Genomic DNA, 23,026 nt, shown 5'->3' with positions numbered 1-23,026 from the left:
TTACGCAACTATGACCTTCTACAGCGTTAGGATGCGGGCAAGTCTTCAGGGGCAACATATCTCTGGGGCCGAAACCCTTGTTTCTTGTCCCACAGATGTGCCCCGCCTGACCGCACAATTCGTTGAACGCGCCATGAATCATGCCAAAGGCGTCCCCGACGCAATTACCACAAAAATAGAGAGTATCCCCGAGTCAGATATTCAACGTGTGCCTCGTCTTCTCACACGAGAGTATCAAGCGCGTGACTGCCACGATGCCCATGGCTTTGTACAACAGCAACTTACTACAGTGTGCTCTGCTGAAGTTGCACAGAAGGCCGTAGATTTACTTCTTACAATCCGTAATATGCGTGGGGCAATCCTATTAGATGCTCACTCTGCTCGCCGACTCGAACCCGATCACAACAGAGGTATCCGGGCCTCCAATTTCGGGGACGCATCATCAATCTCGGCGAAGCCTGACAACAAAGAAATAGGAATAAGCAAAAACCACTACCACGAGGCGCTCATTCTATCTTCCAAGGTTATGAGTGCGCCGGGAATTATCGCAGAGATCTGCATTTCAGACGACCCCGATTACACCACCGGGTATGTTTCTTTAAACGGCGTTTATACTCGTGTACATACTATGAAGCGCTTGGGCTCTCCCTTAGGCGGAAGAGTATTTATTTTAGATTCGGAGAAAGCAAGCGTTGCCACAGCAATCAATCACATAGAGAACACCCCGGTTTTAATTTTATGACTCTCCCTGACTCTCAGCATCCCGCAGCATCTGCGCATCCAGGTCGTACAACAGTTTTCTCCCCTCTCGGAGAGTTTGCGGGAGAGAAAAATCGTTGTTGGTCTGATCAAGGACTATTACGAACTCCAGCACGATTCGATGGGCCGCAAACGCCGCTAACCCTTATAGAGGGCGCGGAGATGTGTTTGTTTGCTTCTTCTGACTATCTCGGATTATCAGTTCACCCAGCGGTGCAAGAAGCTGCCATCCAGGCTATTCATGATTTTGGCACAGGATCCGGAGGGAGCAGGCTTACCACAGGCACCAATCTCCACTCCGCTTTAGAGCAACAACTCGCAACGTTCTTTGGCGTTGAGGATGCTGTATTTTTTGCGACCGGCTACCAAGCTAATCTTTCTACAATCGCCACAATTGCCACAGCATCAACCACCGTGTACTCAGATGAGCTCAACCATGCATCCATTATTGACGGATGCCGGATGTCCAAGGCTCAGGTATGCGTGTATCCGCACAACGATATGCCGACACTCGAGCGCATGCTCAAAGACTGCAGGACACCGCATGCCCTGGTTATCAGCGATGCCGTTTTTTCCATGACCGGCGAAACCGCGCATATTAATGATTTACGCGCGCTCTGTAACAAACATAGCGCTTGGCTTTTGCTTGACGACGCCCACGGGGTCGGAGCACTAGGCCCCACGGGAAAAGGTATTACTGAAAAAACTGGCATCGATTCTACTCGTGAAATTCTCATCGGCACTGCAAGCAAAGCCCTAGGCTCCGAAGGCGGCTTTGTCCTATGCAATCATGAGGTGGCAACCTTATTGCGGAATAGAGCGCGAAGCTACGTCTTTTCTACGTCGCCAACACCTGCGACTGTTGCCAGTGTAGCTGCCGCTCTTTCAGTCATTGAGGATGAGCCTGAGCGTTTAGAGGCTTTACACAACAACATCGTATATTTCAGCCGACTCCTGGGTATCCCGGTATCCCAAACGCCCATCATCCCTATCCATGTAGGTGATTCCGCACGTGCTGTAAGCATCTCGCAATCACTTGCCGATGAAGGATTCTTTGTACCCGCTATCAGATATCCCACTGTAGCCCGGCGATCAGCGCTCTTGAGAGTCACGCTAACCGCAGCCCACACTACTCAGCAATTAAGGCGACTTGCTGAGGCCATCCAGCGGCTGATGCCGCAGAATCACTAAATTGTTGTTGCCGGCTTATGAATAATCGGCGAATTCGAAAAATTCGGGAAGCTTCGCTGTACCTCCTAGCCGCAACCAACGCACGAGCGTTCGCGTTCGTAATGCGCGGGTATCCGCAACAGCGTCATTATAAAAGCGGTGCGCTAAAGAAAGACGAGTTTCCGCATCAACGATCATCGGTTCCGCAGACTCTCCAATCGCGGCAATCCGGGCAGAAATTACCCGCTCTTTTTCCGCTCGATCAGCAAACGTCTCATACCCAAGTTGAATTTTCTGAGCCGCCTGAGCTTCCAACACTGTCTCAGGATGTAATGCAGCTACCAGCGCGGCACGCCGGTCAAGAGCCGCCTGCAATGCTTGCAACGCAGAATCTGTGCGGATATGCAGACGGTTCAGCCTCTGTGCCATCATCCATGCCCACACCACGATAAAAGTGAGCAGGACCGCAATAACTATCATCAATATGGTGGTCATAGCAATCAGATCTCTACTTTCGTGCCATCAGCAACAGTCTCATAAACCCGGACTATTTCAGAGGCAATCCGCTCCCAGTCATATTGACTTGCTCTAGTCTCACCGGCTCTAGCTAGTTGTTCTCTACGCTCTGGGGAATGTATAAGTAACCGCAGCGCATCCGCCAGCGCAGAAGCATCCCCGTTATGGAACAACAATCCAGCTGGTGTAGGAGAATCTGCATCACATACTGCGTGAAAAGCCTCTAGGTCACTTGCAACCACTGCGCAACCAGCGGCCATTGCCTCGACCAGCACGATACCAAAGCTCTCGCCTCCGGTGTTAGGCGCAACATAAATATCAGCTGCGCCCAAAATTTCAGCTTTCCGTTCCTCTGAGACCCTCCCGACAAACTCCACAGCCTCTGTATTAGAACGCGGTGCTCCGCCACCGATAACAGTGACGTGGACGCGGCAATCAAGCTGGTCTATAGCCTGTAAAAGGATGTCTAAACCTTTTCGTGGTTCGTCGATACGCCCCAGAAAGACGATTTCCACTGGATCCTTTGTATTTTTAAGAAAAACATCTTTGCGAGCCTGCGCAAAAAGCGATGTGTCCACCCCATTGGGGATAGACACGGGATCACCTCCCAGCATTTGCACCTGCCAACGGCGGGCCATTTCAGACACCGCAATTCCTCCACGGATTTTCTCCAACGAACCACGCAAGAACGGTAAAGCAAGCGTCAGAAGCGTCGACTTGCTACTCGACGCATGATAGGTGGCCACAATCGGCCCCTGTGCCACCTTCAACGCGGCTAAAGAAAAACTCGGAGAGTTTGGCTCATGGATGTGGAGTACGTCAAAGTTCCCCTCCTGAATAAACTCACGTATCTGCCTAAAAGTCTTTGGGCTAAAAGACAGCCGCGCTACCGAGCCATTATAAGGAATCGGCCACGAGCGACCACCTTTTGTCACAAAATCAGGCACATTCGTTGAGTCTGAGCAAGGGCCAATCACACCAACGTAGTGCCCCATCTGTATAAGCTTACGCGCGAGGTCAAGAATATGAGATTGAACGCCACCTGGTTCATCAAAGGAATAGGGGCACACAATTCCTATGCGCATGTATCTTCCTCTGTTCCAATAGGCTTTTGGTCATCTAAGCAGTCTTTTAAGACATAGCACTGGCGCAAACAACGCCCCTACTATCTGATGGGCTAGGCCAATCCAGCTTCAAAACGATCTTGGTTCAGGTCCGCAATCCACAGTGGTTGTAGCACATGCCAATCTTCGGGATGAGCTGAGATATTCTCCTGCATTATGTCAGCAACGCGCTGCACTGTCGAACTCGCATCAGTAACTTGTACTTCTGGAGAAATACTTAATCCCCAGCCGTCATCTTCAAACCACACGTGTCCAACATGGAGTGCAGCCCCGGTTTCCATGGCCAGTTTTACAGGCCCTGCCGGCATCCGTGCTTGCTCGCCGAAAAATTCTACGTTAATTCCTGTTTTTCGCAGGTCGCGTTCTCCCAGCAAACACACAATGCCGCCATCAATCAATCTGTTTTTCAACACAGAAAAAGGGGCCACGCCACCGGTTAAAGGTAAAACCTCAAACCCCAAGGTCTCCCGAAAAGTTACGAATGCTCGATAAAGGCTTTCCGGCTTAATCCGTTCGGCCACCGTAGTAAAAGGACCAAACGCATGGGCAAGGTACATTCCGGCCATGTCCCAATTACCCGAATGCGGCAGGACTATGATCACCCCGCGTCCCGAACGCACAGAAGCTTCTAAAGCTTCTTTACCTTGCATAGCGGTATCCAAGCGTCGCATCACGCGAGGATCCCCTACCATGCTAGGAAGACAGAAAGCTTCTTTCCAATATCTCGCGTAGGAGCGCATTGAAGTCCGAACTAGACTCTTAGTTACATTCTCAGCGCCTACGACCCTCGTCAGGTTTTTCCTCAGTTGATTCATCCCCGCGCCATGCTGAGAGATAGCATCAGCACCAAAGACAAAAATGGAATCGGCCATCCGACTGGGCAGCATCCGAACTACCGCCCAACCAGCGCGATACCCCCATGCTATCGCTTGTTCTACTACTTGTGCCCGCCAAGATGTGCTGCCGCTCATGCGTCTTCCTGGGAAACTCCAGCATCAACAACACGCCCACGCGGCTGTTCTTTCGCCCCAGCAGGAGGAGCAATCTTATCTTGAGCAAATTCTGACCGAGACGCAATAAACAGTCTTTGACCTACCGTAAAAATACTGCCTATAGCAAGAATCCACAGTGCTATGTCTATGGCAAATGGAACGCCAAAGCCTGTCAGGCCGATTCCAATCAACCCAATAATAAGACGCTCAGGGCGCTCCACAAGCCCGCCAACCATCGAAAATCCGCTGGCCTCTCCCCTGGCTTTAACGTAGGAGATTACCTGCGAACAAACGAGCACAATCAGAGACGCCGCCACCAATGTTTTATGGGCGTTGTAGCTATAGACAAGCCACCACGTGATAGCGCCAAAGAGTGCTCCATCGGTGATGCGGTCACATGAGGCATCGAGAGTCGCTCCAAATTTTGTTCCGCCGCCCCGCATACGGGCCATAGTCCCATCTACCATGTCAAAGGCCGCGAAAAGGCCCGACAATAACGCGGCGGCCACCAAATGACCGGTGGGTATCAAAAAGACTGCGATGGCTACGGTGATTACTGTGCCCAACACAGTAACGCTATTGGGAGATAACCCCATTTTGCTGAAACACTGCGCAACTGGTTCAACGATAACAGCTGCAGGTTTTCTACCATGAACACTAAGCATGTGCGACTCCAGGAATTCCTTCCATCTCATCCCATGCTTGTGCGAGGAGCGAACGAGTATCCCGCAGAAGCTGAGGCAGTACCTTTGTTCCGTCAATGATCGTCATAAAGTTTGCATCGCCTGTCCATCGCGGAACAATATGCATATGCAAATGTTCTCCCACGGAACCTCCCGACGCTTTCCCTAAGTTGAAACCGAGATTAATGGCATCGGGAGCAGAGACACTCTTAAGCACTTTAATTGCAGCCTGAGCGAAAGAAAAAAGCTCTGTGGATTCCGCCGCGGTGAGGTCTTCTAAGTTTCGCTCTTGCCGATAAGGAACGACCATCATGTGACCGGAATTGTATGGGAACAAATTGAGCACGCAATAGACAAGCTCTCCGCGAGCAACGATCAATCCTTCTTCGTCGCTAAGCTCAGGAATGCGGATAAACGGATTAGTTATCCGATCACTGGCATTACGCTGTTTTCCGGAGCCATCGTTACGGATATAGGACATTCGGTACGGCGCCCACAGTCGCTCTAGGCCGTCGGATACACCAACACCTTGATCTGTGTACGTCTCGTTTTCCCCATACGAGGGCATATCCGCGAACTCCTTCAGCATCCACAAACTACGTAAGCTCAGCTGTATATAACAACGGCTTTACAACCTACAGAAACACCGTAGTCGCTTACCTTACAAAATGGGCTCGGCGGTTACGGTGTTTCTGATAAAACCATCCAATATCAGTAGCCTGATTCTTTAATCAAGAATCAGAGCGCTTACTGATTCCTCTGTTGGTTGATCATTGTTCCGTGAACGAATCCACTGGTCGATAATCTCTACAGCCTTTTCTACTGGAACTCCGTTAACCTGAGTTCCGTCCAGGAACCGGAAGCTAACAGCGCCAGCCTCAACGTCACGAGCACCGGCAAGAACCATAAAAGGAACCTTACCTGTGGTGTGATTACGGATCTTCTTCTGCATGCGGTCATCAGAAGTATCCACATCTGCACGAATGCCTCGTTGACGTAGCTGCGCCATCATTTCTTCAAGGTGATCCACAAAAGCATCAGCCACGGGGATACCGATAACTTGGTGCGGAGCTAACCAAGCTGGGAAAGCACCAGCATAATGTTCTAAGAGCACGCCAAAGAAGCGTTCAATGGAACCAAAAAGAGCCCGGTGGATCATAATCGGTCGACGCTTACTGCCATCAGGAGCTGTGTACTCTAAGTTGAAGCGCTCCGGCAGGTTAAAGTCCAATTGCACCGTAGACATCTGCCACGTACGTCCAATCGCATCACGAGCCTGGACAGAAATCTTTGGTCCGTAGAATGCAGCGCCTGCCGGATCAGGAACCAGCTCAAGACCGGACTGAGTGGCCACGCGCTCCAAAATCGAGGTTGACAGATCCCAAATTTCATCCGATCCAACAAACTTATTTGGGTCTTTTGTAGACAATTCCAAGTAGAAATCATCAAGCCCATAGTCTTTGAGCAACGAAATAATGAAGTCTAGAACCGAAGTGAGCTCCGCTTCCAGCTGGTCTTCCGTGCAATAAATGTGGGCGTCGTCCTGCGTAAACCCACGTGCACGGGTCAAACCGTGAATAACTCCCGATTTCTCATAGCGATAAACCGTTCCAAACTCAAAAAGTCGGAGAGGCAATTCACGATACGACCGTCCTCGCGACGCAAAAATGAGATTGTGCATCGGACAGTTCATCGGCTTAGCGTAGTAATCCTGCGCTTGCTTAGTAACGTTTCCGTCCTCATCAATTTCACCATCAAGTTGCATAGGAGGAAACATTCCATCGGCATAAAAGTCTAGGTGACCAGACTTTTTAAACAGATCACCCTTGGTGATGTGCGGAGTATTAACAAAAGAGTATCCCGCTGCAATATGTCGTCTGCGGGAGTGTTCCTCCATCTCCAGGCGCACAACTCCACCGTTGGGATGAAATACCGGGAATCCCGAACCTATCTCATCAGGGAAGCTGAACAAGTCAAGTTCAGCGCCTAGACGCCGATGGTCTCGCTTCTCAGCCTCTGCCATCATCGTTTGGTATTCTTCAAGAGCCTCTTTGGACTCCCATGCAGTGCCATAAATCCGCTGCAAATCAGCCAAAGATTGATCTCCGCGCCAGTACGCCGCGGAAGACCTGGTAAGAGAAAAAGCCGGAATATACTTGGTAGTAGGCACATGAGGGCCACGGCAGAGGTCATACCAGTCGACCTCTCCCGTACGCGGGTTGAGATTGTAGTAACCCGTCAGGTCGCCCGCGCCGACTTCAGTAGCTTCATCGGAATCAGGGTCAACGTTGCCTTTATCCCGAATCAATTCAAGCTTATAGGGCTCATTTTTAAGAGCTTCCGACGCTTCCTCCACAGAGGCAAAAGTACGACGCTCAAACTTTTGTCCCTGCTTGATGATCTTCTTCATCCGCTTTTCAATGCGCTTCAGATCCTCTGGGGTAAAAGGCTCTGCAACATCAAAGTCGTAGTAGAAGCCGTTCTCGATTGCCGGGCCAATGCCTAGTTTTGTCCCAGGGAACTCAGCCTGCACCGCCTGCGCCAGCACGTGAGTACACGAATGGCGGATGACTTCACGCCCCTCCTCCGTGTTTGCCGGTACAGGGGTTACCTGCATGTCTCTTTCAGGAATAAAGGAAAGGTCCCTCAGAGTTCCTTCGGAGTCCTTCACGCAGACAATTGCTTCTGGCCCCTTATTGGGCAGCTCAAGCTCTCGCATAGCAGCACCTGCTGCTACTCCTGCGGGAACCATGAACGGTTGATGCAGATTAGGCGTCGCCTCGATGAGATGTGCCATTATAAAAATGCGCTCCTTACTTGCGCTCATGCTCAGCGTCATACCTGGACGCGTGGGCTGTAAATACGGCGAAGGCCAAAACTGGATATGAAAAGTTTTGCTAGTTAAGAAAATGCCCGCACAAGGCTGCACCTAAAAAGAACTATTTCTCAAGTACAGCCCCCATGCGAGCATAACTGCAGATGTATCACACCAATGCTTACCGACGCTCGGCTCCTATCCTACAGCTAGTTGTTAGGATTCAAAGAGAGCAGCTCCCCAGTAGCGTTTTTTGCTCCCGCTCTCCTCGGATGTTCCCGGCACAATTGCATACACAGCTGATCCAATATGGGTAGTCCATTCATTTAACCGATCTGAATCATTAAGGCGCTGTTGAATAGGGATAAATTGTTTCCTAGGGTCTTTTTGGAAGCAACAAAATACTAATCCCACATTGGATAGTTGCCCAGAACCTGGAATAGGCGCTTCATCATAGGAATAAGCTCGGCGCTGAATCTTCTGATCAGGAGTATCAGAAGGTGGAGCCGCCAAGGCCATATGAGACCGAGGGTCAATTTTAGGAAGCCCATATTCATCAACAGCATGAAAATCTGCTGCGTCAAACTCAGAACCACCACTTAACGGGGCGCCATCTTTAAGGTCTCGGCCAATGACAATCTCACGAGATTCTCGATCAAGAATCTCCCAGGTATCAAGATTCATAGCAATACGGCGAACAATCATGCACGATCCGCCTTCAAGCCAAGCCGGAGAATCATCTGTTTTATCGATCCACACCTGAGCATCAAACTCTTGATCATTGTGTGGGTTAACAGTGCCGTCCTTTTGTCCAAACAGGTTACGCGGCGTTTCACCTTTTTCATTGGCCCCATTGGCGTTGAGGAAGCCTTTTTGCAACCATAGTGTCTCCGTATAATCAGTGCCAGAACGAATCATATGGCGAGTTGCAAAAGCCATAGTTACTGGATCGTCGCATGCAATCTGGATTACGATATCGGACTCGCCCCATTTGGGATCCAACTTGTCTTTAGAAAAAGCGGGAACAGGTTCCAACCAAGCGGGACGCTGGTCTTCTTTTCCAATGATGCTAAAAAATCGCTTCCCCACTCCGCAGGTGATGGTCAAACGCGCAGGTTTAGTCACCATTTCTGGTTCCAAGCTACCCAAAGGATTCTCACCTTGGGTTAAACGACGAGCATCTTCAGTCCACAACTTGAACAAACGCTGTGCCCCAACCCTGTTAACGCCTGCGCGTAAGTTCAAGGCAATGACGGTAAGGTGCGCTTGTGCTGAGGTAGCGATTCCCGCCTGATGTGCTCCGTCAAAGGGCTCCCGCGCTTGAGCTACCGAGGCAGCGCTGACAGCCGATTCCTTTGCTGCCGCAGGTTTTCCTGCATCGGAACAACCGGCCAACGCTGCCCCACCAACCATCGTTGCCCCGGTAGCCGACCCTAAAAGAAAACTACGACGAGATATCCCTTTGATCGGCGGCGATTTTTCTGACTGCAGTTGGGAATCAGAATGGGGCTGAGCGGCTGTCATCATATGCTCCGAGGTCATTGAATGGGGTATCAACAAGGCTGATGGTCTTACTCAACAAAAAGTAAGACCATAGTTTTAAAAGCTGCGTAATGCCTTATGCAGCATCTATTTTTAATGCTTATGCATCATTCCTGTGGAACCAGTCTCCTTATGCAGAGAACCATCTTCAGCATAGTTCTCGTCTCCAGCAGCAACAGTACGGACAGGTACGTCTTTGACGTCTACTGTTGAGCCATCAGAAAGTTGCAGAGTCACGTCTACAGAGTCTCCCGCTGCGACAGGTTTGCCCAGTCCCATGAGCATCATGTGATCTTTACCGGGCTCCATTGTTAGAGCTTGGCCTGCAGGAACTACAAAGCCGCCATCCTTTTCTTTCATCACACCATCGACCACTTCATGCAGCTGATTCATTTTAGCGTTCATAGAAGAAGTGAAGCCGGTGACTGTGATCTCTTTATCAGTATGGTTCTTAATCTGACCGAAAATAGCGGTCATCTCTTTGCCTTCGCCCATGGCACGCACATAGGGGTCGACGAGCTCAACGCCTTTAGCGGACATCGCGTCGGATGCCTTAGCACCAGCAGACGCTGCCGCAGAGGTAGCGGTATCTACCTTTTTAGCGGAATCTTTTTCGGAGCTAGAACATGCGGTCAGCGCAAGCGAGGTAACAGCGATAGCACACATTCCGACCTTGATACGAGAACTAACGATAGACATATATTAAATACCTTTCTGTTTACGAGACCTAAGTGCCACAATAGTCCCACTACCTATAACCACAACCGCGATCAATCCAATAACAGGCCATAGCCACCGAGAAGTTCCGTGAGAATCTTCCGTTTTAGTTGCGTCATTCGGATCCGAGCTTGTCGACGCCCCCTCAGCACGGTCTCCCGCCACCGTAAAAGTAGTCTTACCCCGGGTGGCATGCCCGTCTGACGAGGTAATCTGAAAACCCAAAATATAGTTACCTGGCCCTGGATTTAAGTCCGAGGGCACATCAACACTAACGTTTCGCCCTTCAATATGAGGGTCCGCGGTAAAAAGCACCTTGGAGTTAGACGCATCGCTCACAGCAACCGTATTAAACCCAGGCTTTGGTTCGCCAGAAAAAACCAGAGAAAGCGACCTTGGAAAAGCGTCAATAGTTGCACCGTTTACAGGGTTGGAATCAATGACCACATCGTGAGCAAACGCAACGGAGTCTGTACTTATAGAAAGCACACAGGATGTAGCCAGTGCAGCAGCTCCGACAATAGCCTTACGCAGAATGGGAGTATCGCGACCATACACGCTGAACTCAGCACTACTCACTTAGATTCTCCCGCTTCTTCCATATTGGATCGTTCTCTGCTTTATGTAACAAGATCTGAGACATCTATAACCATCTATAGTGACATTGAATACATAAAGATGCGAACACAATTAAGAGTCGGATCTTTGGATAAAGAAGTTCCCCAGCGACGTTAAAATTCTTTAAATATGTCCTCGACAAAAGTTCGACGATACGAACTCTCCATGACAAGCTTTCCTAGTGACGCTGCTTTCTCCCCCTTTGTCCTACTTCAATATAAGTTCCACGTTCCCTTAGACACCCCCGCACTTCAAGGCCACATGTTCTCATCGCTACTTTCTAGATGTACGAAAAGTCACGGCATTCGAACTTCCCCTCTAGCGCCCACACCCAAGACATTTATTTCAGTAGCTACCAAGAAGCCAGAGCTACAGGATGCTCACGCATTCGTCGCGGAGAATCCACCTATAAATCAAGGCTCGACAGGAATAAGGACGGCATTGCTTGGGGCTCACTCCCACAGCACTTCACACTGCACATAAACTGAAATGCCCCACACGGTTACTGTGTGGGGCATTTCAATCCTGTGGTCCTAGCTGGGATCGAACCAGCGACCTTTCCGGTGTGAACGGAACACTCTTCCACTGAGCCATAGGACCTTAAAAACACAGTGCATAAACTGTGCAACAGATCTAAAATCTAGCACTATCCGCATTCCATTCAAAACCCCAATGCAGAGGCATATTTTAAGCTTCCTGACTCACCCCCTAGGGATTCCCAAATCTTTTACCCAACGCATCGCTTGGAGCAAGCGTTTACCAACCCTTGCTCACCAACTTCTCCTTTCAAAGGGCCGCATCAACGAAGCCTCTCATCGCAGCCACGCCCCATGTCAGATCGAACACTTCACTTAGTTTCGCTGGGGATTTGTATTAAACGGATAGTTCAGGCTAGAGTTTCATCTCGCAACAACAGTTGCAATGCGGATGTAGCGCAGTTGGTAGCGCATCACCTTGCCAAGGTGAGGGTCGCGAGTTCGAGTCTCGTCATCCGCTCAGGTACGCTAGTACCCATGGCGGTAACGCCACGGTGGAATGGCCGAGTGGTGAGGCAACGGTCTGCAAAACCGTGCACACGGGTTCGATTCCCGTTTCCACCTCGTATTAAGCGCGTTTAGCTCAGCGGGAGAGCGCTTCCCTGACACGGAAGAGGTCACTGGTTCAATCCCAGTATCGCGCACCAAAGCCCTGTTTCAGGCTTTTCAATATAAAAGAAACATGCGGATGTAGCGCAGTTGGTAGCGCATCACCTTGCCAAGGTGAGGGTCGCGAGTTCGAGTCTCGTCATCCGCTCAGCCTCAAGGCGACACTTTCTAGAAAGTGTCGCCTTGTTTTGTGTTCTAATTGCTTTATGCCTTTTTCCTCACAGCAGTCTTCTCAGACACAACTCTCTTATCAGCAGCAGGCCCAACAGTTGCTAGGGAAGGTTCAGCCGATTCAGTCCCCAGAGTTACGAGCAGTTACTTTAGCTACCCTGAATGGATCCGCGACCATCAACGGAATATCTGGCTTCTCTTCTACACCTCTAGATTCAGAAATAATCACGGCAGTACGGGCATGGTCAGATCTTGTGATGGTTACATCCGCGACTGTTAAGGTCGAATCCTATGGCGCCGTCTCACTCTCGTCAGAAGCGCAACTAGAGCGAAAAACCAGAGGCCAGGATCCACTTCCCACTCTCGGTATAGTTAGCCATTCTCTAGATTTCCCTGACGATTCAATCGTTTTTGAGCCAAGCACACGAGATTTTCTACTTGTGATTACTGAGAAAGTCGATAAGCATGATGCCCAGCGGGCTCATCGATATCGTCAGCTCCTTGACGCAGGAGTGTCTATTCTGTCAGTTTCCGATTTATCTACTCCCTCAGGCTTGCAATCCGCGCTTACGTCCTTACGCAAAAGCGGTTTTGCTCGCATCAGTTGCGAGGGCGGGCCATCTTTATATCGGAAGCTTCTAGAGGCTCAGCTCATCGATATCCTCCACCTCACTATCGCCCCTGTCATTGCTTTACCAGTAGAAACACCCAGCTTTGGCGCCAACCCTGTGACCGATACAGACCTCTACCACTTTGCTGTAGAAGAAACGCTCACCGCTACCGACGGATCAGTTTTCCTCAGACTCAAAACCAACACCCACAGCGAATCCTAACAACAGATTTTTCGAGGTAATAACCAGTTTCAATCCCCCACCTCATGGTTTTTTCCACTACGGTAATCAAGGTGACCGAGAATCAAATTACCCGTAGCACCCGTTTTTCTTTCCCTCAATGGATGCGTCGGCAGGCGGAGATATCCCGCTCGTTCTCCTACTCCCCTCCCGCACCTATCCAAATGCCATGGGACGCCCTGGGGAAAAAGGCCTTATATCCTCTGGCCATCGGTTTGGTCATATACAGCGTTGCAGTTCTCGGCGTTAACGGCAGCATCACCGATGATTTCTCCACCGTTTATAATGCTTTACGACGTTTCATCGACGGTGTTCCCGTCTATAACGAAACATATTATTTTGTGGATCCGCATTATCTCTACAACCCGGGGGCCACTATTCTCCTATCGCCGATAGCCTTAGGCACTAATTTTGCGTTTCAGCGTCTTATGTTCATCATCGCAAACGCAGCTTCCATCATTGCTACCTTGGGGCTTCTTACTCGACTTTTTGGCTACTCACTTAAGAGCGCGCTCTTCCCGTTGGTGATCACCGTAGCTTTTCTCACAGAAGCCGTAAGAAACACTTTAGTCTTTTCCAATATCAATGGAATCCTGCTTCTAGCTTTTGTAGCTTTCCTCCGATTAAGCCTTGATAATCGACGGTGGTGGGCCGGGATTATTATTGGCCTAGCAATTTTGGTCAAACCCGTTTTCTTGCCAGTTCTTTTCATCCCACTAGTCTTGTTGCATTGGCAAACATTGTGCGCTGCATTGGGTATCCCGTTTTTGGCTAATCTTGTCGGATGGTTCCTAGTCCCAGATGCCTCCGAATACCTTACTCGTACCGCCCCTTATCTTAAAGAAGTTCGAGACTACGCAAACAGTTCCTTACGAGGCATGGCAGTGTACTTTGACGTACCACAATGGGCTAGTGTTTTCTTCTTCCTGCTCTTTACCGGACTGGTTATTGCAGGTCTTCTATTCCTTCTTCCATGGCGGGCAAAGGAGCCTTTATTGTGGATTATTTCCACGGCATCGCTTTTGCTCCTCGCTGGTTTTTTCCTGTCCTCATTGGGACAAATGTACTATTCCATGACACTTTTCCCCCTACTTTTTACAGTCCTCCTAGCCCGCTCTCCCATGCATACCTGGACGGCCTGGATTGGCGCGCTACTTGTGCTTGCGCCTTTTGATTGGACTTCATCCTATTGGCCGGTAGTAGGCCCCTGGATCAATACGTTCCAAGCTACTTTTGGTTGGGGACTCCTCATCATTGCAATCAGCGTCAGTGCAATAGCATGGCGAGGAACTAGTGCTGACAACGCCATTACAGTAAAAACGTCGGCCGCTTAAACCTAAAGAAACAGCACCAGAACCCGCCCCTGCTCCCCCTTTTTATTCAGTATCTATCCTGCGATTTTCCGGTGGAAGTTACCATAATCCTGCTGTGTTGCTGTTAAATTCCTGAATCGGCTCATAAAAGGAAATATAAGGAAAACTCACGCGTTGATAGATACACAAGATCCATTGGCGCTTATTTCCAAGCCCGTCGACTAACAAGGAGTGCTTATCATGACTGACTTCAAGCTGATTTCCGATGACCAGTGGCGGCAACGGCTCAATGCTGAAGAATATCGGGTTCTACGGCAAGCTGGAACTGAAGCTCCCCACGTTGGTAAATACACCAATACAAAAACTGAGGGCGTGTATTCCTGCCGAGCATGTGGGACTGAGTTGTTCAGATCCACGGAGAAATTCGATTCCCATTGTGGCTGGCCTTCCTTTTTCTCCCCATTAGCAGGAGATAAGATTATCGAGCGCTCCGATACGTCTCTAGGAATGGTGCGTACCGAGGTACTTTGTGCCACTTGCAACTCACACCTTGGCCATGTTTTCGCAGGTGAAGGCTACTCCACCCCCACAGATCTGCGCTATTGCATTAACTCAATCTGCCTTGAGTTAGAAGAGAAGCCCATAGACTAGCTCTCACTATTCCCCTCGTCTTAGCCATTTTGTATCCTCAGAGACGAGGGGAATCTTTTTCTTAGCCCATGTGATTAAGGCAGTACTGAAATCGCATCGCCGATAGATAGCACTCGCTTACCGGTAAAGAAAGGCACCTCTTCACGCACATGTAGTCGAGCCTTGGTATAGCGCATCTGATGCATCAGATCAACAATACGATCCAAGCTCGGAGCCTCAAAAGCTAGCATCCACTCATAGTCACCCAAGGCAAAAGCTGGAACGGTATTAGCTCGAACATCTGGGTATTCCCGGGCCGCCTGGCCATGCTCGACTAGAATAGCGCGACGCTCTTGCGGATCCATGAGGTACCAGTCATAGGAACGAACGAAGGGATAAACAGTGATCCACTGACCGGGTTCCTCTCCCATAATGAAGGACGGAAGATGCGAACGATTAAACTCTGCAGGACGGTGAAGCGAGTTGCCCAGCCAGAAGACCTCGGTGGTCTGCCCTAGCACAGTATCTCGACGGAATCTACAGTATGCATCTTGAATCTGTTCAAATTCCTCCGCAATCCACCAGATCATAAAGTCAGCTTCGGCTCGGCATCCCGATAAGTCATATATTCCACGGACTGAAACCACGCCTTCGCGTTCCAGCTCAGCGAAAAATTCTTGTGCTTGAGCAACAATATCGCTTCTATCTGTTCCCAACGCCCCAGGTATCGCCTTAAACGTTGCAAACTGCGAATACCTTTGCAAGCTGTTCAACTCATCGAAATTAATCTTCTTTGCCACTGCATAGCCCTTTCTACCTGCGCGAAGTTGCCACCTAGAACGCATCGCTACAGTATGGTTCGTTGTCTTGCTCATTCCTAGCAATTAAACAGGTCCTCATGGAGAGGAGTTTTCTCAAACCCGATTGCTCCATCAAATTCCCGTCCAACTATCAATCTTAAATTTTATCTCACTCTATAGCCAAAGAGCATTGTTCGCTCTCCGCGCTACGCAAGCTTCCCCTTCTCTTTTCACCCCATATCAGATTATTTCCTATACACAGTTCAAGCATTACTTACTCCCGGCGCGCCTCCAACCAAACCCACGCGGCAAAAGTTACGTTCTCCTTTGTGACTGATTCTCAAGCACCGTCGACGCCCAATCTCTCAGATGCCGCGGACTCGACTCCACCTGAGTTCTCCCAGGCAGTCGAATCCATGCATCAGGTCATGCTGCGTCCTGAGATCACTCTGGGAACAATCCGTCCCCCGCAGCGTCTCGCCCCGTTTAGCCATGCAATCGGCTTAGAGGTATCTGACCCCAGTCAGGGCTCACGTATCCCTGACCGCAGCGAAGGCGATGCTTTTGGCCGACTCATTCTTCTACATGACCCTCACTCCGAGGACACATGGGAAGGAAGCATGCGCCTCGTTGCTTATATCCAAGCCGATATGGATGACTCCGTAGCCAATGATCCCCTACTTCCGGAGGTTGCGTGGGAATGGCTTACTGAGGGGCTGTCAGATGCGGGTTTTAGCAACTTAGGCGGAACTGTGACTTCCACCTCCTCGGTTCGTTTTGGAGACATCGGTGGGCCGCCACGTGCGTATCAGGTTGAAATGCGAGCCTCTTGGACAGCAGAGTCCCATGATCTCGCACCACACGTTCTAGCTTTTTCAAAAGTGCTTGCAAACGTCGCAGGCTTGCCCCCTGAGGGTGTTTCCACGATAGGTCACTAATACTTCAATTATGCCTGAGCTTCTCTACGAACCCCGGGAGGGTCTTCCTCCGCTGTGCACGACAGTAGAAGAAATAGCCAGTGCTGCGAGGCTTCTTGAATCTGGCGTTGGACCTTTTGCCATCGATACAGAACGTGCTTCTGGTTTTCGTTATGACGACCGCGCTTTTCTCCTGCAGATCCGCAGAAGGCAAGCTGGCACGGTACTTATTGACCCCTCGGTTCATCCAGAGGCCGTTACCCAGCACCTTGGGAAAGCTATCAATTCCCATACCTGGATCATTCATGCGGCTCCTAGCGATCTCCCTTGTCTCCGGGAACTAGGGCTACGCCCCTCCAATATTTTTGACACTGAACTTGCAGGTCGTCTCATGGGTATGCCACGAGTCAACCTTGCAGCAATGTCGGAAGAAATCGTGGGTCTTACTTTGCTCAAAGGCCATGGCGCAGAGGACTGGTCCAGGCGCCCTCTTCCTATAGACTGGCTCAACTATGCTGCCTTAGACGTAGAAACCCTTTTGGATCTAGCCGACGCAATGGCGGAATTACTTGATTCTCAGGGCAAGCTTGAATGGGCTGAGCAAGAGTTTGAGCATCTTGTCCGCATGGAATATGAAAATCCGCGGCAGCCGAAGCAATGGGTAGATCTTAAAGGAATTGGTTCCATTAACGATCCTGAACAACTTATCGTTGCCAGAGAGATCTGGAATGCTAGAGAAAAAGAAGCTTGTGAAACAGACAAGGCGGCATCGCGATTATTACCAGATAAAGCAATAGTTGGTTTGGCTCTTTCTATGCCGCAGAGTGTACGGGCGGTAGAACGTTCTCCCGGTTATCCTTCTCGATTACGGAAAGCGGCTCGTAAGTGGCTGGGGATTGTCAGGGCTGCTCGTGAGCTGCCTCCTAGTCAACGTCCGCAAAGGAACCCTCGCCCACCGCGACCTTATCCAGCGAAATCTTTGTGGGGGCGTGATTACCCTGAAGTCTTGGCTGTCTGGGATGATGTGCAGAGCTCTTTGAATTCTCTATCCCTCCAGTTAGAGATTCCTATTGAGAATATTCTTCAGCCTGCAGCACTCCGGGAAATCGTCTGGTTGTGCTGCACCACGTACTCAATTACTTCTCATGATGACCTGGTGCAAGCCTTAAAAGATCACCAAGTACGCGAATGGCAAATCCAGATTGTTCTCGAGCCGCTGCACCGCAAGCTTTTATAAAAATCATTGCTCCCGGCGCAGCACATCTCTAGTTGCTTTCTTCTGTTTCCCCAAAGCCAAAGAGATCTTCTGCCCAACCTCGCATAGTGGTGGTCACGCTTTGAGAGTCAAGCCCCACCATCGTAAGCAATTCGCTTCTGGACGCGTGCTCAGGGAATATTTCGGGGAAAGCTAGATTCCGGACCGGCACATCAATTTCTGCAGCGTTAAGGGATTCATTAATCATCGAGCCAATACCACCGTGGATGATGCCGTCTTCTATTGTGACTACTAAGTCATGATCTGCGGCCATAGCGATAAGCGATGGCGCAACAGGTGAAACCCATCGTGGATCAACCACAGTTACGTTCAAGCCCTCTTTGACCAAGGCTGTACACGCTTCCATCGCAGTCTTAGCCATAATTCCTACCGCAACAATCAGGATATTGGGCGAATCATTATCAGCGCCTTCGGTGTCCGCGTAAGCCAGAACCTCCGCGCCGTCGTCAAGCCTTATTAATGCAGGAATCTCTTCAGGAAGGTTTCCTTTGGGGAATCTTACTACCGTGGGGCCATCGATGGAGACGGCTTCGCGGAAGAGTTCTTTAAGCTGTGAGCCATCTCGGGGAGCAGAAACACGCACTCCCGGGATCACAGATGTTATAGCGAAATCCCATATACCGTTGTGGCTTGCTCCGTCGGAGCCTGTCACACCTGCTCTATCGAGCACAATAGTAACCGGTAGATCAAGAAGGCTGACATCCATGACCATTTGGTCAAAAGCACGGTTAAGGAATGTCGAGTACACGGCGACTACCGGATGCAAGCCTCCCAAGGCCAAACCTGCCGCAGAGGTCATCGCATGTTGTTCAGCAATTCCTACGTCAAAAAATCTCTCCGGATAAGCCTCACCAAACGCCGACAAGCCAGTAGACCCAGCCATCGCAGCGGTAATAGCCACAATATCCTGGCGCTCTTTGCCAACCTCTACGAGCTCCCTACTAAACACGGACGTCCAGCCGGGGCTTTTTGTCCCTACGGGCTCACCTGTTTTGGGATTAATAACTCCCGTAGAATGCATGAGTTCCGCAACGTCGTTCTCGGCAGGGGCATAGCCTTTACCTTTTTCGGTAACCACATGGACTATCAGCGGACCTTTATGATCTCGTCCATATCGGAGCGCAGCTTCCACAGCCTTGATATTGTGTCCGTTAACCGGACCGATATACTTCATACCCAGCTCAGGGAACATTTCTGTAGGAATAACGCTAGATTTAACGCCTTCTTTGAAGGCATGAAGAGCTTCAAAAGTTCGCTCGCCCACCCAGCCTAGGGCCTTCAGCGTACTCTTCCCCTGCTCCATCATTTTGTCGTAAAACGGTTGCATCCGAAGATCCGCTAGGTTATCGGCGAAGCCTCCGATCGTCGGGGAATAGCTGCGACCGTTATCATTAACCACGATCACAACGTTGCGGTCCTTGCTCATTGCAATGTTGTTAAGAGCTTCCCAACACATTCCACCAGTCAAAGCGCCATCGCCAACAATCGCGACAACATTACGATGAGTCTCCCCTTGAATCTCAAATGCTTTTGACAAACCATCTGCATACGATAATGCAGCGGAAGCATGTGAAGATTCAGTCCAGTCGTGAGGACTCTCTGCACGATCCGTATAACCAGACAATCCCCCTTTTTGCCTCAGCGAATCGAATAATCCTACGCGTCCGGTCAGAATCTTATGAACATAAGACTGATGCGACGTATCAAAAATAATGGGGTCCGAGGGAGAAGAAAAGACACGATGCAGCGCAATCGTAAGCTCGACTACTCCAAGATTTGGCCCCAAGTGCCCTCCGGTAGCAGATACTTTTTCAACAAGAAATTCTCTAATCTCCGCGGCGAGTAAATCGAGTTCATCAAAAGAAAGCTTTTTCACGTCGGCCGGAGACGAGACAGTGTGAAGAATACCCATGGAGGAAAGGCGCACCCTTTCATTGATCGCGGACGACGGGCCTAGCTATTAATACTCTCCGTTGAGAGATACCGGAGGGCAACTGCAATCTGAGGAGACATGCGATTGGGGATGCATGCAGCCACAAGCCTGAAGTGACAAAATTCTTACACGTATTCTACTCCGTCATTCACTCCGATTAACAAAGCCCACCGCTTCCGCATGTCGCCACAAACATAACAGTTACGATTGGTGGCTCTTAGTACGAACCAATAAACCAAGAGTCTCAAAGTGATGTGTGCCTGGAAAAGCATCCACAAGCTGGAGACGAGCCAATACATATCCGTTTTCTTGCCAATAAGACATGTCACGAGCAAACGTGGCAGGGTCGCATCCAATATGAATCACAGCCTCAGGGGATGCTAGCGCAATATCATCAATTACTGCTTGTCCAGCGCCCACTCGTGGCGGATCAAGTACCACAATGGCAGGCTTAGGCAGCCCCGGAATACTCCGTTCCACCAACGCTGAGTGGAAAACCACTCGTTTTGCGGCATAGGCATTTCGTAGAGCTTGTTTTCCAGCTTTTGCGGCTTCCGGTGATAACTCCACAGAGTGGACCACGCTGTGATCCCCCAACCCATTCAGTATCGCGGGTACAAAAGCACCTGCCCCGCCGTACAAGTCCCATCCAACAATTCTGCTATTAGCACAGTCATCTTGTGAGAGTTCCTGCACCATGCTGGCAATCCAGCGTTGAATAGTAGAGGCGTAATGCTGGGCTGAAGCCTTATGAGCTTGCCAAAAAGCCGTCGTTGCAATACTAAACTCTGTGTTGTCTACGACTTGAGTGACGTTGCCTTCACCTTCCAATATTTTTTGGATCGACTCGGCGCGTTGTCCTCGCGATGGCTTTCGCGTCTCCACAACAGAGCGTTTACCCGCATCGTCCATAACGACTACGATCTGAGAACCCGGTGTGAACGTAAAATTTGTTGAGGCTCCTTCAGCCTCAACAATTCCGTCTAACAATCCCGGGACTGCTTGTGTACACGGATAATGCGTCACTATGTCATGAGAGTTACGGCGACGGAAACCTGCGTTTCCTAATGCATCGACGCCAAGGCGCATTCGGGTACGCCAGCCCACTGGTGCCCCGATGGTCTGTACATCAATGGTAGGAATATCAGATATTTTACCCAACCGCTGAAGTTGGTCTTGCAAGATATTCGCTTTGAACTGAGCTTCTTCTTGGGGCCTGATATCACCTAGATCACAACATCCGGCACCATGCAGCGCTGCTGGACACCTATTGTTTGTCCTAAGATCAGATGCTCGTACCACCGTACCCAGTTCTGCGCGAGCAAATTTTTTCTTAACCTGAGTAATTGTGGCCTCGACTACGTCTCCAGGATAGGTTCCAGGAACAAAAACTACCCGCTCCTCGGCCAACGCTATGCCTTCGCCTCCATGCGCTGACCGCTCAATGGTCAACTCAACTTTTGTTCCTTTATGGATGGTTATGTTGGATCCCTCGGGCATATTCGACGCCACCTCAGTCATTTATTTATGTCCTTCTCCAGGATCGACAGGACTATCTTCCCGATCCACAGCTTCTTCTCCAGGCATGTTTTGCTCTGCATTCATTGCGCGTGCGGCTTTCTTAACCATCCACACAGTAAGTAACGTGACTAATCCTGTAAGCGGCCACCCCATTAAAATGCGGGCAAGCGCCAGAGCATTAGTTGCATCAGCCTCATAAAGATTACGTTGAACCACAAAGCGCGTTGCAAATAACAACGCCCAGCCAAAAGTAGCCACAGCATACGCACGACGCGCCGCTATATTTCCCCTCCACGTCATGCCCTCGCCATTAATCCCCTTCCAGATGATACCGACCATAGGCCAGCGCACAATCAACGAGATTATAAATACGAGGGACATCAAACCAGACATCCAAATGCCATAGAGGAAGTAACCTTTGGCATCTCCAGTCCACCATGCAATTGCCGCGCAAATACCAACTCCGATAAAACCTGAGACCGCAGGCTGGAGGTTTTCTTTCCGCATCAGACGCCACACTGTGATTGCTATAGCGATAGAAATCGCAGCTAAGAGTCCGCTATTGAGTCCCCATTTATTGTTGATAGGAACAAAAATAAGAATAGGTAAGGTCGAGGAAACTAAGCCTCCAAGACCGCCCACTTGGTCCAAAAACGTACCAGTGTTTTTGGTTTTTCCTTCAGGTTCTGTAACAGAAGAGTCCACTTAATTCCTTTTACTATCAGTGGGTTATTCAGAAGGTTCCGCTGGAGATTCAGCATTATGCGATTCGTTTTCCATCGCAGCTCGTCGCGACATTTCTTCCTGTACTTGCTCTGCAAGCGGTTGTGGAAGGGCTACCGGCAAAGAGCTTCCAGCCAAAATAGGAGCATCCCCGCGGTTTACAAAGGTACGAGCAATAACTTCATGTCCAAGCTTAGCCATCTGCTCAGCAGACTCCGCCGGAGCAGCAAGAGTCATCCGCAACATCCAACGAGGCCCGTCCACACCTATGATGCGGATTATGCCATTTCCGCCATCTGCGGAGCCCACGATTTCACGCCCCCAAGGTCCATCTTCAATATGAACAAGGAGTCCATCTTCGCGCATTCCCGCTGCAATTTCTTTAGTTGATTCACGCCATTGTCCAGCGGAAGAGGGCGCAGCAAAAGCAACCGGAGTAATACGACCATGTTCCGTAAGAATATGAAGCATCTTCGGTCCTTCTGGCCCCATTTCCACTTGCACTTCAGAAGGACGAGGAAGCGGGACAAGCAAGGATCCTAGATTTAGCGTGCCATCGGAGAAATCAGAGAAATCAAAATCTTCAATGTTCACGTGTCCAGCGTCAAAAGGGCCTCTATGTCCATTGACCGCATCATGTATAGGGTCTGCTTCTTCAGCTCCTTCAGATACAGAATCAACCCCCGTATCCGTCGCTGCCAAAGTCGAATCAGTTTCTGCTTCTGCTACGTATCCGGGTTCTTCTTGTCGGTCCGCCTCCTGGTTATCGGCAGACTCATTTTTATTTTTTCCAAAAGGCCAGATAGACAT

The 23,026-nt window shown here is 50.0% G+C and carries 22 protein-coding genes and 5 tRNA genes; 12 read left to right on the top strand and 15 right to left on the bottom strand.

The features are described 5' to 3' along the window. The first annotated feature begins 10 nt into the window (after positions 1-10). Together CpATCC19410_RS07280 and CpATCC19410_RS07275 are read left to right on the top strand one after the other, a co-directional pair. Positions 11-742 (top strand): 6-carboxyhexanoate--CoA ligase, encoded by a 732-nt coding sequence (locus tag CpATCC19410_RS07280; protein ID WP_013242038.1) that lies wholly within the window; start codon positions 11-13, stop codon positions 740-742. After that, a complete protein-coding gene (locus CpATCC19410_RS07275) occupies positions 739-1,950 on the top strand; it encodes an aminotransferase class I/II-fold pyridoxal phosphate-dependent enzyme (RefSeq protein WP_014300730.1) in 1,212 nt (403 codons plus the stop codon). Before CpATCC19410_RS07280 ends, CpATCC19410_RS07275 begins: the two co-directional genes overlap by 4 nt. A 15-nt stretch (positions 1,951-1,965) precedes the next feature. Here the strand turns inward: CpATCC19410_RS07275 and CpATCC19410_RS07270 are convergent, their stop codons facing one another. The 9 genes from CpATCC19410_RS07270 to CpATCC19410_RS07230 all read right to left on the bottom strand — a co-directional run bounded on the left by CpATCC19410_RS07270 (position 1,966) and on the right by CpATCC19410_RS07230 (position 10,876). Next, positions 1,966-2,424, bottom strand: coding sequence for a LemA family protein (locus CpATCC19410_RS07270; protein ID WP_013242040.1), 459 nt, complete (start codon positions 2,422-2,424; stop codon positions 1,966-1,968). 5 nt (positions 2,425-2,429) lie between these two features. Next, positions 2,430-3,530 carry a glycosyltransferase family 4 protein gene (locus tag CpATCC19410_RS07265; protein ID WP_014367166.1) on the bottom strand — a complete coding sequence of 367 codons (1,101 nt, stop codon included), beginning with the start codon at positions 3,528-3,530 and terminating at the stop codon, positions 2,430-2,432. 92 nt (positions 3,531-3,622) lie between these two features. Further along, on the bottom strand, positions 3,623-4,540 hold the full coding sequence (locus tag CpATCC19410_RS07260; RefSeq protein WP_014522723.1) for a phosphatidylinositol mannoside acyltransferase: 918 nt from the start codon (positions 4,538-4,540) through the stop codon (positions 3,623-3,625). Continuing rightward, positions 4,537-5,226 carry a phosphatidylinositol phosphate synthase gene (pgsA, locus tag CpATCC19410_RS07255; RefSeq protein ID WP_013242043.1) on the bottom strand — a complete coding sequence of 230 codons (690 nt, stop codon included), beginning with the start codon at positions 5,224-5,226 and terminating at the stop codon, positions 4,537-4,539. The genes CpATCC19410_RS07260 and pgsA overlap by 4 nt, the downstream gene beginning before the upstream one ends. Beyond that, positions 5,219-5,812: an ATP adenylyltransferase gene (locus tag CpATCC19410_RS07250; RefSeq protein ID WP_013242044.1), complete on the bottom strand. Its 594-nt coding sequence runs from the start codon at positions 5,810-5,812 to the stop codon at positions 5,219-5,221. The genes pgsA and CpATCC19410_RS07250 overlap by 8 nt, the downstream gene beginning before the upstream one ends. Positions 5,813-5,971: 159 nt before the next feature. After that, positions 5,972-8,041: a threonine--tRNA ligase gene (thrS, locus tag CpATCC19410_RS07245; RefSeq protein WP_013242045.1), complete on the bottom strand. Its 2,070-nt coding sequence runs from the start codon at positions 8,039-8,041 to the stop codon at positions 5,972-5,974. A 234-nt stretch (positions 8,042-8,275) separates the two neighbouring features. After that, the gene (locus CpATCC19410_RS07240) at positions 8,276-9,583 is read right to left on the bottom strand and encodes a Dyp-type peroxidase (protein ID WP_013242046.1); all 1,308 of its coding nucleotides are present in this window, start codon (positions 9,581-9,583) and stop codon (positions 8,276-8,278) included. Positions 9,584-9,694: 111 nt separating this feature from the next. Beyond that, positions 9,695-10,300, bottom strand: a complete 606-nt coding sequence (locus CpATCC19410_RS07235; RefSeq protein ID WP_013242047.1) for a copper chaperone PCu(A)C — start codon at positions 10,298-10,300, stop codon at positions 9,695-9,697. A 3-nt stretch (positions 10,301-10,303) separates the two neighbouring features. Beyond that, positions 10,304-10,876 (bottom strand): copper resistance CopC family protein, encoded by a 573-nt coding sequence (locus CpATCC19410_RS07230; RefSeq protein ID WP_014300733.1) that lies wholly within the window; start codon positions 10,874-10,876, stop codon positions 10,304-10,306. Between the two features lie 344 nt (positions 10,877-11,220). Here CpATCC19410_RS07230 and CpATCC19410_RS11120 point away from each other — a divergent pair, with 344 nt between their 5' ends. Next, a complete protein-coding gene (locus CpATCC19410_RS11120) occupies positions 11,221-11,424 on the top strand; it encodes an excalibur calcium-binding domain-containing protein (protein WP_077176867.1) in 204 nt (67 codons plus the stop codon). 40 nt (positions 11,425-11,464) lie between these two features. On the opposite strand, the gene CpATCC19410_RS07220 is transcribed toward CpATCC19410_RS11120, so the two are convergent. Further along, positions 11,465-11,536, bottom strand: a tRNA-Val gene (locus tag CpATCC19410_RS07220). A gap of 323 nt (positions 11,537-11,859) precedes the next feature. On the opposite strand from CpATCC19410_RS07220, the gene CpATCC19410_RS07215 reads away from it, so the two are divergent. The 7 genes from CpATCC19410_RS07215 (at position 11,860) to msrB (ending at position 15,067) form a co-directional block, all read left to right on the top strand. Next, positions 11,860-11,932: transfer RNA gene (locus CpATCC19410_RS07215), tRNA-Gly, on the top strand. Positions 11,933-11,965: 33 nt separating this feature from the next. Next, a tRNA-Cys gene (locus CpATCC19410_RS07210) sits at positions 11,966-12,036 on the top strand. A gap of 8 nt (positions 12,037-12,044) precedes the next feature. Beyond that, positions 12,045-12,119, top strand: a tRNA-Val gene (locus CpATCC19410_RS07205). Positions 12,120-12,156: 37 nt separating this feature from the next. Continuing rightward, positions 12,157-12,229: transfer RNA gene (locus CpATCC19410_RS07200), tRNA-Gly, on the top strand. A 58-nt stretch (positions 12,230-12,287) separates the two neighbouring features. Continuing rightward, complete coding sequence (locus CpATCC19410_RS07195) at positions 12,288-13,085, top strand: pyrimidine reductase family protein (protein WP_014522725.1); 798 nt, start codon at positions 12,288-12,290, stop codon at positions 13,083-13,085. Positions 13,086-13,129: 44 nt separating this feature from the next. Further along, a complete protein-coding gene (locus CpATCC19410_RS07190) occupies positions 13,130-14,437 on the top strand; it encodes a glycosyltransferase family 87 protein (protein ID WP_013242050.1) in 1,308 nt (435 codons plus the stop codon). Between the two features lie 219 nt (positions 14,438-14,656). Beyond that, the gene (gene msrB / locus CpATCC19410_RS07185) at positions 14,657-15,067 is read left to right on the top strand and encodes a peptide-methionine (R)-S-oxide reductase MsrB (RefSeq protein ID WP_013242051.1); all 411 of its coding nucleotides are present in this window, start codon (positions 14,657-14,659) and stop codon (positions 15,065-15,067) included. 74 nt (positions 15,068-15,141) lie between these two features. Here the strand turns inward: msrB and hemQ are convergent, their stop codons facing one another. Then, on the bottom strand, positions 15,142-15,846 hold the full coding sequence (gene hemQ, locus CpATCC19410_RS07180; protein WP_038616464.1) for a hydrogen peroxide-dependent heme synthase: 705 nt from the start codon (positions 15,844-15,846) through the stop codon (positions 15,142-15,144). 329 nt (positions 15,847-16,175) lie between these two features. Between hemQ and CpATCC19410_RS07175 the strand changes: the two genes are divergently transcribed. After that, the gene (locus CpATCC19410_RS07175) at positions 16,176-16,784 is read left to right on the top strand and encodes a DUF3000 domain-containing protein (protein ID WP_013242053.1); all 609 of its coding nucleotides are present in this window, start codon (positions 16,176-16,178) and stop codon (positions 16,782-16,784) included. A 10-nt stretch (positions 16,785-16,794) separates the two neighbouring features. Then, complete coding sequence (locus CpATCC19410_RS07170) at positions 16,795-18,000, top strand: HRDC domain-containing protein (RefSeq protein ID WP_013242054.1); 1,206 nt, start codon at positions 16,795-16,797, stop codon at positions 17,998-18,000. Between the two features lie 28 nt (positions 18,001-18,028). On the opposite strand, the gene dxs is transcribed toward CpATCC19410_RS07170, so the two are convergent. The 4 genes from dxs to CpATCC19410_RS07150 form a co-directional block, all read right to left on the bottom strand. Beyond that, positions 18,029-19,951, bottom strand: a complete 1,923-nt coding sequence (dxs, locus tag CpATCC19410_RS07165) for a 1-deoxy-D-xylulose-5-phosphate synthase (RefSeq protein ID WP_014401223.1) — start codon at positions 19,949-19,951, stop codon at positions 18,029-18,031. Between the two features lie 222 nt (positions 19,952-20,173). Further along, a complete protein-coding gene (locus CpATCC19410_RS07160) occupies positions 20,174-21,493 on the bottom strand; it encodes a class I SAM-dependent RNA methyltransferase (RefSeq protein ID WP_014401224.1) in 1,320 nt (439 codons plus the stop codon). Next, positions 21,494-22,198 (bottom strand): DUF3159 domain-containing protein, encoded by a 705-nt coding sequence (locus CpATCC19410_RS07155; RefSeq protein ID WP_013242057.1) that lies wholly within the window; start codon positions 22,196-22,198, stop codon positions 21,494-21,496. Positions 22,199-22,222: 24 nt separating this feature from the next. Then, positions 22,223-23,026: a DUF3710 domain-containing protein gene (locus CpATCC19410_RS07150; RefSeq protein ID WP_013242058.1), complete on the bottom strand. Its 804-nt coding sequence runs from the start codon at positions 23,024-23,026 to the stop codon at positions 22,223-22,225.

This window comes from Corynebacterium pseudotuberculosis (assembly GCF_002155265.1).
In the GTDB taxonomy this organism is placed as follows: domain Bacteria; phylum Actinomycetota; class Actinomycetes; order Mycobacteriales; family Mycobacteriaceae; genus Corynebacterium; species Corynebacterium pseudotuberculosis.
Note: the sequence above shows the minus strand (reverse complement) of the source record. Positions and strands in the feature narration are given on the sequence as shown.